Below are 10982 nucleotides of genomic sequence, written 5' to 3' on the forward strand. Positions count from 1 at the left end.
GTCAGTCCCAGGGCGCAAGCCCTTTGAGCTCCCCCTCGGTGCCGTATATCCATGGCTTTCCTCCCACGTGGTATCCCCGATCGGAGCGATACAGCCTCTTCTCCTCCTCGCTCGCAAATTCCGCCGCGTTGCTTTCCGAAAGGATCCTCGGCGTAATGAGGATGACGAGCTCCGTCTTTTTCTTCTTCTGGTCCGTGTTCCGGAAAAGGGCGCCCAGGAACGGGATGTCTCCCAACAGGGGTACGCTCTTTATGATTTCCTGCGTCCGCTCCTGCATCAGTCCTCCGATGAATACGGTCTCTCCATCCGGGACGGTCACCATCGTGTTCGTTTCCCGGACGTCGACGATCGGCGCGGTGTTCCCGTCGGGGGCCGCAGCCGAGCCCACCTTCTCGGTAATGGAGGGATGGATGGCGAGCATGATCTTCCCGTCCCGCCCGATCTGCGGCGTCACGCTCAGGATGATCCCCACCGTGATCGTGTCGGGCGTAAAGGTCACGAAGGCCGCAGAGGTCGTCGTCGCGGGCGTGACCACCGCCCGGAAGAAGACGTCCTGCCTGCCGATCCGGATGATCGCCTTCTGGTTATTCAGCGTCGACACCTTCGGGGCGGAGAGCACGTTGATCTGCCCCTGCTGGGCAAGAGCGTCGATGACCGCGTTGAACTTCCCGCCGGCAACCCCGATCTGGAAGGAGGTGGTCCCGGCGGAGAGGCTCTGGATCGCGGTGGCGCCGCCCGCGAGGTTTCCCCGGAGGGACAGCGACGACAGGTCGGGCAGCGCGGTCCAGTTGATTCCGTATTGCGTCTCGTCGTCGAGGGTGACTTCGAGGATTTTCGTCTCGATCATCACGCCGTTCCGCATGCGTGACTCGAGCACCTTCAGGTAATCGCCGACCCGGTCGAGGTTCGCAGGATAATCGGTCACCGCCAGCGTCCCGGCCGCTCGGTTCACCACCGCTTTGGCGTCTCCGCCCGAAAGGAGCGACTGCACTTCATCCTGGATCCCCGTCCAGAGGTCGAACTTCTCGTCCGTGTTGATCGTGTTGCGGCTTTCGCTCTCCCCGCCGCCGCCCCCCGTGGACCCGCCGGGCGAGGCGGTGCCGCCGGTGGTGGACGTGCCGCCGCCCCCCGTGGAGGTGGAGGCGGTGAGGGATCCCGAGCCGGCCCGGGTCGTCAGCAGGTAATCCAACCGGAAGATCCGCGTCGTGCGCTTCTCGGGAAGGACGCGGACCGTTTTCCCCGAGAATTCCACGCGACAGCCCAGGAGCCCGCACACCTCCTCCATGATCTCGGGGGCGGTGGCCTCCTTGATGTCCATGGTCACCGCGCCGGAGACTTCCGGGGAGAGGACGAGGTTGAAGTCGTTCTCCTTCGCCAGGGAGAGGAACAGTTCCCTCGCATCGGCTCCCGCCATCACCAGGGTGTACCGGCGAGCCGCCTTGCGGAACTCCTCGGGGGACTGTTTCGCCCCCTCCGCCGCCTCCAGGGGCGCATCCGGGAGAGGCTTACCGGAGCGGCCTGCACCTCGAAGCGAATCGACCCGTGAAGGGGCAGGAGCCTCCCGCGTCGCCGACACCTTTGGCGGCGGTTCCTTCCGGACCACCTCGCGCTTCGCGCACCCCCATCCCGCCATGCAGAACCCGACGCAGGCCACAACGAACATCCCGAACGGCAGCCTGCCCCGCAGCGCGAGCAGCATTCTCACCGGTCTCCTCCTCTGCCCTTGCCGCCCGTAGGCGCGGGCTTGAAAAGCTCCACCACGCGGACCTCCTTCCCCTTGCGCAACGAGACGCCGTAGGGGTCCACCCGTTCCACCGTCCACTCCCCGATCGTTTCTCCGAGCGGCACAATGCGGGTGCCGAAGATGGCGATCCCCGAATTCCCCGAGATCACCGTCCCCCGCAGTCCTGACAGGCCTTCCGCCCCCGCCTGGCTCTCGGCGACGGCCGCGATCCCACCGGCGCCCCTCTCCCTCCACTGGGGAAGGAACGGGTTCCTCCCCCACGACCACGCGATCTCCCCCGCCGGACGGGCCTGAGGAGCCGGCGTTCCGGCCTCGGCCGGGGGCTGGGCCGGCGCGGGGATGCCCTGCGGCTGGCCGGTTCCCGGTGCAGGGGGAGGGGAGACTACCGGGGGCTTCCCGGCGCTCCCGGGAGTAAACCGGTAGATGACAAGGAGCACGGCCAGCGCCGCCAGCGCAGCCGCCAACCGCCGGTCCTGCATCCATTCCCGCACCGTCTTCTTCATTTCGCCTTCCGGTAGAACGCCGAGAGCTCCAGCGTCGTCTCCATCTCCCCGTCCTTTTCCCTGACGGCGACCGACCGTATCGACAGCAGCCGTTTCATCCTCGGCATGCCGTCGACGAACTCGGCCATGTCCCGATACGTGGAGAAGAAGGAGAGGCGTAGCCGGAGTTCCTCCGCGAACTTGTTCTTCTCCTGCACCGCACCCTCCGTGAAAGCGCCGGGCCCTTCCACCGTGCCGCTCCTCCCGGCTTTTGCGTCCGTGGAGATGGTCAGCCGGAACCCCATCAGGTTGTGGAGGACCACCTGCCGGACGATTTCCGCCATGAGCCCGTCCGTCTCCGGGGTCTCGGGCACCCTCTCGCGCCACGCCATCACCTGCTCTTCCCAGTGCCGGCTTTCCTCGCCGCCGGTGCGGGCCATCCTCCCCCAGAGCCGGATTACGGCGCCCATCTCGGTCTGCCTGACCTCAACCTCCTCCCGGAGCCGTTGGACTTCCCGAATCTTCGGCGCAAAGACCAGGAAGTAGGAGACGGCGGAGAGGGCCGCCAGCACACCGAGGAGGGGAAGCACCCCTCCTTTCTTAAGGCGTTCTTTCACCGGTTGTCTCCTTGCCATCCGACGGCAGGCGGAACGTCAACAGAAACTCCTGCTCGTACCCGGCGCCTTCCTCCGCGCGAAGCGGCCGAACCTCAACCGGGGCGTACTGCGCCTCGGCGGCCAACCCCTGCCTGCGGACCGCGGCAAGAAATCCATTGACCTTCTCCTGCCCCTCTGCCGCATTTTTCCCGCGGGCCTTCCCCCGAAGCTCTCCGCGATAAACGGCCCCTGTCTGGTCGACCGTCAGGCTCGTAAACGCCATCTCCGCCGGGACCGGTGCTCCCAAAGAGGCAAAAAAGGCTTTCCACCGCGTGAAGGAAGTCTGCAGGGCCCGCTCCTCGGCGGAGGCCTCCGACACCGATTTGCGCAGGGAGAACCAGCGTGTAAACCCTTCCTGCATGCCGACGCTGCGGTGCGAAACCTCGGCGGCCCCGGCGAGCACCTCCCGGTAGCGATTCGCCGCGTTGTTCAGCCCTAGGTAGAGGCCGATGTTCGCGATCAGGAACGCCGCGGCAACGACGACCACCGCCGCGAGGATCCCCCGGCGCTTCTTCCGGCGGAGATACCCTTCCGGCAGGAGGTTGACCTGGTCCGGCACCTGGCCCGCGACCGCCAGCCCGATGGGGACGGCGAACTCCGCCGGGTCCCCTGACAGCTCCGGTCCGAAGACCGCCGCGGCAACGGCGGGATGCGGCGAGATCTCCAGCTTCAAGCGCTCCCCGATGAGGCGCGTCACCGCGGGAGAGGGTTTTTCCCCGCTCCAGTAGAGCCGCGAGATGGCTCCTCCCCGGGACAGCTGCCGGAAGTAGAGGAGGGAACGGGTCAGCTCCGTCACCATGCGCTCCGCCAGCGCCTCTTCGTCGGAGGGGCCTGACGCCTCCGGCGCCGGCGTCGCTCCGCCCAGGTCCAGGGTCTTGTAGTCAAGAAAATCGGGGGCCGTCGCGGCGCGGGCCGGCATCTCGAGCGTGAACTCGCGGGCGAACCGCAGCTTTCCCCCATCCGAGACGCTGATGATGCCGCGTCCCGGTTCGGAATGGAGAAATCCCGCGAGGACCTCTTTCTGGTCCTCGGGATGGAGCGCCGTGAGCGCCAGCGGCACGGAGGCCACCCGCGCCGGAGAAATCCCCGCTTCGATCAGGAGGAAGGTAAGGCGCCGGATTTCGAACTCGGGGGTGAAGACCGTGAGCACCTCGTGGCGCTCCACCCCGCCCTCCATCACCTTCCCGACGACCTCGCCGGAGACCCGCAGTTCCGCGACCGGCGTGGAGATTTCCTGGGCGACTTTCCCCCGCAGCAGCTCCTCGCGCGACTCGCTGCCCACGGGGGGCGTCGAATAGATCCGGTGCTCGATCACCGGACCGGAATAGCTGACCAGCGCCCGATTTGCCGTAATCCCGCGCTCGGCGAGGAATCTCCGCAGGACCTGCCCCACGGCGGCCGGCTCCCCGCCAGGCCGCTCCATCCCGGCGGCGTGGGTAACCTGCACGGGGGAGGTGTTCGGGACGATCTCCGCCACCCGGATCACCCGGGGGGAGATCTCCACGGCCAGCATCCTTCCCTTTGTGCTAAGCGTCATGCGTCATCTCAGGTACAGGCCCAGCTGCGCCTGCTGGTTGTTGCCCGGCACATACACCACCGCCTGCCCGGTCGCCGCCGCCGGGCTCCCGACGAGCTGGCAGGTCCCCGTCACCGCGTGCAGCCCCGCGTGGTAGCCGTTGAACGAATACGGGGGCCCGACCCCGGTGGGCGGGACCGTGATCGACACGCTGGTCTGGTTCCCGTTGTTGGAGTAAAAGTACGTCACTCCCATCCCCGTAACCTGGGCGGGCGTCGGGTTCTGGCGATACTGCCCCGCGGTGTTGTCCCACACGTAAAGGTTGACGAGCAGCCGGCCCGTGAAGGTCACGGCGTTGGGAGGATAGATCAGGTCGTCCGCGTTTCCCATGACCCGGTCCGGCCCGGCGCTTCGGATCTGGCCCGCCCCGGGGTTGCCGTATGCGTAGGGCGTCCCCCACGCGTCGTTCAGATAGCCCTGCGGGTCGAACCCGGTGTTCACGTACGGCCCGAACCACCCGAACTTCACTCCCAGCAGTCCCGTGCTTCCCAGGGGCTGTGCCCCCTGCACGTTGAGCTCCGTGATGCTGTTCGGCAGCCTCCCCATGTCCCCCACGGTTCCGCCGGTCGGGACCTTGGGATCCCCCAGGATGGTGTTGTAAAGCTCCTCCATCTCCTTGCGCGTGCTCTCCTCCCGCGATTTGTCGATCAGCTTGGCCGCGTACGGGACCGCCATCGACGCCAGGATCGAGAGGATGGCGATGGCGATGATCACCTCGATCAGGGTGAACCCCCCCCGCCTCATCGCCTCACTTCCCTCCTCCCATGACGCCGACCATCTTGTAGAGGGCCAGGAAAAAGGAGAGGGCGGCCCCCAGGACGACCGTGGCCAGGACCAGGATGATGACCGGCTCGAGGATCGCGAACGTTTTCTTGACCACCTGGGGGATCTCCTGGTCATAATAGTTCGACACGTTCTCCAGCGTCTCGTCCAGGTTCCCGCTCGTCTCCCCGGCGGAGACCATGCGCAGGACCATCGGCGGAAACTCCCCCGACCTGCGGAGGGCCGCCGAGAGGGCGCCCCCGGCGATGAGCTCCTCGCGCGCGTCGCGGATTACCGAGGCGATGACCCGGTTCCCGATGAGCCTCTCCACCACCCAAAGGGATTGGGTCATCTCCACGCCCGACCGGAAAAGGGAGGCGAGGTAGTGGCTGAACTGGCTGATCTCGATGGCGCGGATCAGCTTCCCCAGGACGGGAATCCGGAGCTTCCAGCCGTCCACCTCGAGCCGCCCCCTCTCGGTGCGCCGGTAGAGGTAAAGCAGGAGGACGCACAGGGCGATGCCCGCGAGGAGGTACAGCCCGTAGTCCCGGAAGAACTCGCTCACCGCGATCACGATCCGTGTGGGGAGGGGAAGCTCCACCTGCGCCGCCTTGAAGATCGTGATGAACCGCGGGAAGACGAAGGCGAACAGGACGAAGATCAGCCCCGCGACGGCGCTCACCACGGTGATCGGATAGTAGGTCGCCTGCTTGATCGTCCGGGACAGCTCTTCCTGCCACGTGAGGAACCGCACGAGGTCCGCGAGGGCGCTCTCGAGGTTGCCTGTCGTCTCGCCGGCGCGTACGATGCTGACGTAGATCTCGGGGAACATCGCGGGGTGGAGCGCGAAGGAGTCGGATAGCCCCGCCCCCGACTGGAGGTTTCTGCGGATGTCCTGGATCACGTCGCGAAATCCGGGATGCTCGGTCTGGTCGGCGAGGTCGCCCAGGGCGGCGACGATGGAAACGCCGGCCGCGATCAGGGTCTTCAGGTGAAACGTGAACTGGATGAGGTCGGCCCGCTTGATTCCCTTCCGGAAGAGGGGAAGACCGCCCCCCGGCGACCGTTCACGGGCGTTGAGCAGGTGAAGCCCCATCCCCGTAAGCGCGGTGCGCAGTCCCTTCTCGTCCGCCGCGAACAGCGTCCCCCGGGCCTTTTTCCCGTAATCGTCGATCGCGTTGTACTCGTACCGCGGCACCGTTTCTCCTTGTTAGGTCGTCCGCACCGCTTCTTCCAGCGTGGTCAATCCCCGCATCGCCTTGGCGACGGCGTCTTCCCGCATGACCGTCATCCCCTCCGCGCGCGCCGCGGCGAGCAGGTCCTGGCTGTTCGCCCGCTCCATCACGAGGCGGGTGATCGTTGGAGTGACCTCCATGATCTCGAAGGCGCCCACCCGCCCGCGGAAGCCGGTCCCCCCGCAGCGCTCGCACCCCTCCCCCTTGATGAAGGTCCCGCCGGCCGACTCGGGGGGCAGGCCCGCGCGCTCGAGCGTCTCCGCCGGAGGGGTGTAGGTCACCTTGCAATGCGTGCAGTTCGTCCGGAGGAGCGCCTGGCCGACGACCGCGCGGATCGACGAGGCCACGAGGAACGGCTCCTGCCCCATGTTGATGAGCCGCGGGATGGCCCCCGCCGCGTCGTTCGTGTGCAGGGTGGAGAACACGAGGTGGCCGGTCAGCGCGGAGCGGATCGCCAGCTCCACCGTCTCGGCGTCGCGCATCTCGCCCACGAGGATGACGTCCGGGTCGTGCCGCAGGATCGCCCGGAGGCCCGACGAGAACGTCAGGCCCGCCTTCACGTTGATCTGGCACTGGCGGATGATCGGAAGCTCGTACTCCACCGGGTCTTCGAGGGTGATGATGCTGCGGTCGAGCGCATTGATGTAGGAGAGGGCGGAATACAGCGTCGTGGTTTTTCCGGATCCGGTGGGCCCGCAGACAAGGAGGATTCCGTGCCGGCTCTCGACCGCCCGAAGGAAACGGGCCAGGGTCTGCTCGTCGAACCCCAGCGATTCGAGCCCGACCACCAGCCTCGCCCGGTCGAGGACGCGAAGGACCATGTTCTCGCCGAAGACGGTGGGGAGGGTCGAGACGCGCATGTCCACTTTCCGCTTCCCCACGAAGAAATTGATCTTGCCGTCCTGCGGCAGGCGGGTCTCCGCGATGTTCATCCCCGAGATGATCTTGATGCGGGCGGTCACCGCGGGCTGCAGCGCTTTCGGGAGAGAAGGGCCGGGTCGAAGCTTCCCGTCGATCCGGAAGCGCGCCCGGAGGATCCGCTCCTCCGGCTCGAAATGGATGTCGGTCGCCCCCTCCTGCACGGCCGTGAGGAAGAGCTGCTCGACCAGCCGGACGATCGGCGCGCCGGCGGCGAGATCGGTCTCCGAGACGCGTCCGGCTTCCACCTGCCGGACCGATTTCTGGATGATCTCCTCAAGGGAGATCCCCCCCGCGTAATACCGGTCGATCGATTGGAGGACGCTCGACTCCGTGGCGGAGACCACGTCCACGATGAGCCCCGTCGCCCGCTGGACTTCGTCGATCGCCAGGACGTCGAAGACGTTCGCCATGGCGATGGTCAAGCGCGGGGGCTCGAGCAGGATGGGGATGATCTTGTGCCGCCGGGCTGCCGTCTCGCTTACGTGCTTGAGCGCGGCGGGCTCGATCAGGTAGTTTTCCAGATGGACGAAGGTGACCCCGGCCTCCGAGGCCAGCACCGAGGAGATCAGCTCCTGGGTGACGAACCCCAGGTTGACGAGGATTTCCCCGATCCGGTCCCCGGTCCTCTTCTGCTCCCGAAGCGCGAGGTCAAGCTGGTCGGGCGTGACCAGCCCGGACTCGATGAGCCTTTCCCCCAGAAGCTTCCGCTTCGTGGGGGCCTTGGGCGGAGCGTCGGTCCTCGGCTGCGTCATCTCCCGCTACGGAATACCGCCCTACCGGATGCGGACCCCAACGTCGTCTCCACCCGTCACGGTCGTTGCGGCGTTGATGCTGGTCTCGACGATCCCGTTCGGCCCCGCGGAGAGGACCCACACGGGGATGGTCGCCGCTGCCGTGAAGTCCGCCGCGTTGATCACGTACGGCCTGCCCCAGGGGTCGACGGGGAGCTGGGCGGAGTACGGGCCGGCCCACTTGTTGTCGCCGGTCGCGGGGTAGGTATGCCCGTTGTTGACCAGGTGGGTGTCGAGCTGGTTCCAGGTGGCGCCGGGAGCGGCCCAGCCGGTGGCGGTTCCGAAGAAGGCGAGGGCGGGAGTTCCCGCCGCCGGGCCGGTGAAGAGCCCGCCGTAATTCGCCACGGCGGTGTTCCGGTTCGGCCAGCGGCCCAGGTCTTTATAGGCGTTGGTCACCGCCGCGGCGATCACCTGCGCCTCGTTCTTCGCCCGGGCGGTCTGCGCGTCCGAGATGTACTTCGTGATAAAGGGGGTCAGAATCGCCGCCAGGATGGCGATCACCGCAACGACGACAACGACCTCGATCAGGGTGAAACCATCTTGCCTTCGTCTTCCCGTCATCCTCCCCTCCTTCTTTGTCGCATGTCGTCTAAATTAAACACAGAATATTCGAGATATACATTAATTATGCATAATCATATTCTATTTATATGTCAAGCATATTTTCATAAACTCCACGCGTGTTTACCGGGAAATGGAACGGCTTTTTTCGCTTGGAGGGATCTCAGTGGGATCGCAGAACGATGTAATCCGAAAGCAACAGGAGGGCGGCGCGTGCCTTCGAATCGGGAAGCGCGGAGAGAATCTCCTTCCCCCGGCTCACGTACGACCTGGCCGTGCTCGCCGTGTACTCGATCCCTCCACGGCGTTGGACAAGCCGCGCGAGGAACGCGATGTCCCGCTCGGAACGCTTCTTCCGGGCGAGGAGCGCAGCAACCTCCCCGCGTTCCCCGGAACCTGCCTCCCGGAGCGCATGGAGGAGCGGAAGAGTGACCTTTCCCTCCCTCAGGTCCTGGCGCGGGGGTTTCCCCAATTCCTTCTCGGTTCCGGTGTAGTCCAGGATATCGTCCATGAGCTGGAAGGCGATCCCGACCGACTTTCCGAATTCGAACATCCGGCCGCGCAGGGTCTCGCCCGTCCCGGCCAGCACCGCGCCCGTTTCGCTCGCGGCGGCGATCAGCGACGCGGTCTTGTTGAAGACGACGCGGAGGTAATCCTTCTCCGAGATCCCCGGGTCGCCGGACTTCGTCAATTGGAGGACCTCCCCTTCGGAGAGGGAGACGAGCGTGCGGGCGTAGATGCGCAGGACGTCGATGTCGCCGTCCTCGGTCATCAGCTGGGAGGCGCGGGCAAAGAGGAAGTCGCCGACCAGGATGCTCACGGAATTGCCGAAGAGGATATTGGCGGACGGCCGCCCGCGGCGCACGCTTCCCAAGTCGACCACGTCGTCGTGCAGAAGCGTCGCCGTGTGCATGTACTCGGTCACGACCGCCAGGACGGTCCGGCGCGGGCCGGTGTATCCGCACGCCTCCGCCGACAGGAGCAGGACGGCGGGACGGAACCGCTTGCCGCCGGAGAGAGTGATGTGCTTCCCCACGACGGGGATGAGGGGAACGGGGGATTTCAGGTTGGAAACGAGCGCCCGTTCCACCTTGCGCAGATCGTCTCGCAGATAGCCGAAAACGCCGTCGATGTCGACCGGTTTTCCCAACATGGGCAGAATGAATCTATCGTAGGGGGTTTCCCGCTGTCAACCACGCCGGGGTTCCGATAGCATGGGAAACATGTACCGGCGGAAGGACCGTTATTACCTGCAGGCCAAGAAGGAAGGGTACCGGTCGCGGTCTGCCTACAAGCTCACACAGATCGTCCAGGCGGGGAGGATGGTGCGCCCCGGAGACTTCGTCATCGACGCGGGCGCAGCCCCCGGGGGCTGGAGCCAGGTGCTGCTTCCGCTCGTGGGGAAGAAGGGGAAAGTCGCCGCCGTTGACATCCTGCCGATGGAACCGCTGCCCGGTGAAAATTTCCGCTTCTTCCAGGACGATCTCTCCCTCCCCTCCCTGCCCGGAAGGATCCTGGAGTTCTTCGGGCGAAAGGCGGACGTCGTCGTCTCCGACGCAGCCCCGAACACAATGGGGATCGCGTTCACCGACCAGGCCCGCTCCGCCGACCTCGTGCGGGTCGTCTTCTCCCTCGCGCGGAACACGCTGAAAGAGGGCGGCTCGCTCCTCGCCAAGATCTTCGAGGGGCCGGAAGCCGACAGGGTGTTCAAGGAGCTGCAGGCGGAGTTCGAAAAGGTCCGCCGGATCCGCCCGCCCGCGACCCGCAAGGAGTCGTTCGAGCTTTACCTCCTGGCGAAGGGCTTCCTCGCTCGCTCCTGATCCATGCAGCCGCAATCGGCTGCGTTCCCTCCGCCGCACCCGGCGATGTTCACATGCAGCCCGCACGGAAGTCGCTGCGCCTCAGGGGGGTTCGAACCCTCAGGGCGTCCCAGGCATTACGTATCTCGCCATTCGGGCTCGAACCCCGAGCCCGCGCCGACGAACAGGAGGAAGAGCCCGACCTTGCGGAGGGCAAAAGCGGGCGAGGCGGCCGCAACGGCCGATGGCGTGATCGCCGAGGCTCATGCGGACTCGCTTGCGATCCGCCACGCCGCTCCTATCCGGAGCGGTCCGCCTCGGCAAGCTGCCGGCGACCTCTTGGGCGCCTTTTCCTCGCTACTCGCTCGGCGCTTGCCTCGGAGCTCGAACCCTCCTTATAAACTCTATCGGTTGGGTTCTCGCTCCCCGGCTTCGTCCAGCAAACGTGCCCCCAC

Annotated in this window: 10 protein-coding genes; 1 reads left to right on the forward strand and 9 read right to left on the reverse strand. The window is 66.2% G+C overall.

Going from position 1 to position 10982, the window contains the following annotated elements:
- Position 1: 1 nt before the first annotated feature.
- From A2Z13_10265 to A2Z13_10305, 9 genes are all read right to left on the reverse strand, one after another.
- Entirely contained in the window at positions 2–1699 is a 1698-nt protein-coding gene (locus tag A2Z13_10265) for a hypothetical protein (GenBank protein OGP81516.1), read from the reverse strand.
- Between the two features lie 2 nt (positions 1700–1701).
- Positions 1702–2247 carry a hypothetical protein gene (locus A2Z13_10270; protein ID OGP81517.1) on the reverse strand — a complete coding sequence of 182 codons (546 nt, stop codon included), beginning with the start codon at positions 2245–2247 and terminating at the stop codon, positions 1702–1704.
- Complete coding sequence (locus A2Z13_10275) at positions 2244–2843, reverse strand: hypothetical protein (GenBank protein OGP81518.1); 600 nt, start codon at positions 2841–2843, stop codon at positions 2244–2246. The genes A2Z13_10270 and A2Z13_10275 overlap by 4 nt, the downstream gene beginning before the upstream one ends.
- A complete protein-coding gene (locus A2Z13_10280; protein ID OGP81519.1) occupies positions 2827–4395 on the reverse strand; it encodes a hypothetical protein in 1569 nt (522 codons plus the stop codon). Before A2Z13_10280 ends, A2Z13_10275 begins: the two co-directional genes overlap by 17 nt.
- Positions 4396–4422: 27 nt before the next feature.
- A complete protein-coding gene (locus tag A2Z13_10285; protein OGP81520.1) occupies positions 4423–5202 on the reverse strand; it encodes a hypothetical protein in 780 nt (259 codons plus the stop codon).
- A 4-nt stretch (positions 5203–5206) separates the two neighbouring features.
- On the reverse strand, positions 5207–6418 hold the full coding sequence (locus tag A2Z13_10290) for a hypothetical protein (GenBank protein ID OGP81521.1): 1212 nt from the start codon (positions 6416–6418) through the stop codon (positions 5207–5209).
- A gap of 12 nt (positions 6419–6430) precedes the next feature.
- Positions 6431–8128 carry a hypothetical protein gene (locus A2Z13_10295; protein OGP81522.1) on the reverse strand — a complete coding sequence of 566 codons (1698 nt, stop codon included), beginning with the start codon at positions 8126–8128 and terminating at the stop codon, positions 6431–6433.
- A 21-nt stretch (positions 8129–8149) separates the two neighbouring features.
- On the reverse strand, positions 8150–8728 hold the full coding sequence (locus A2Z13_10300; GenBank protein ID OGP81523.1) for a hypothetical protein: 579 nt from the start codon (positions 8726–8728) through the stop codon (positions 8150–8152).
- A gap of 163 nt (positions 8729–8891) precedes the next feature.
- Complete coding sequence (locus tag A2Z13_10305) at positions 8892–9881, reverse strand: hypothetical protein (GenBank protein ID OGP81524.1); 990 nt, start codon at positions 9879–9881, stop codon at positions 8892–8894.
- Positions 9882–9942: 61 nt separating this feature from the next.
- On the opposite strand from A2Z13_10305, the gene A2Z13_10310 reads away from it, so the two are divergent.
- The gene (locus A2Z13_10310; protein OGP81525.1) at positions 9943–10548 is read left to right on the forward strand and encodes a hypothetical protein; all 606 of its coding nucleotides are present in this window, start codon (positions 9943–9945) and stop codon (positions 10546–10548) included.
- Positions 10549–10982: the final 434 nt, after the last annotated feature.

The sequence above is a fragment of the Deltaproteobacteria bacterium RBG_16_64_85 genome (genome assembly GCA_001798885.1).
Taxonomy (GTDB): domain Bacteria; phylum Desulfobacterota; class Deferrimicrobia; order Deferrimicrobiales; family Deferrimicrobiaceae; genus FEB-35.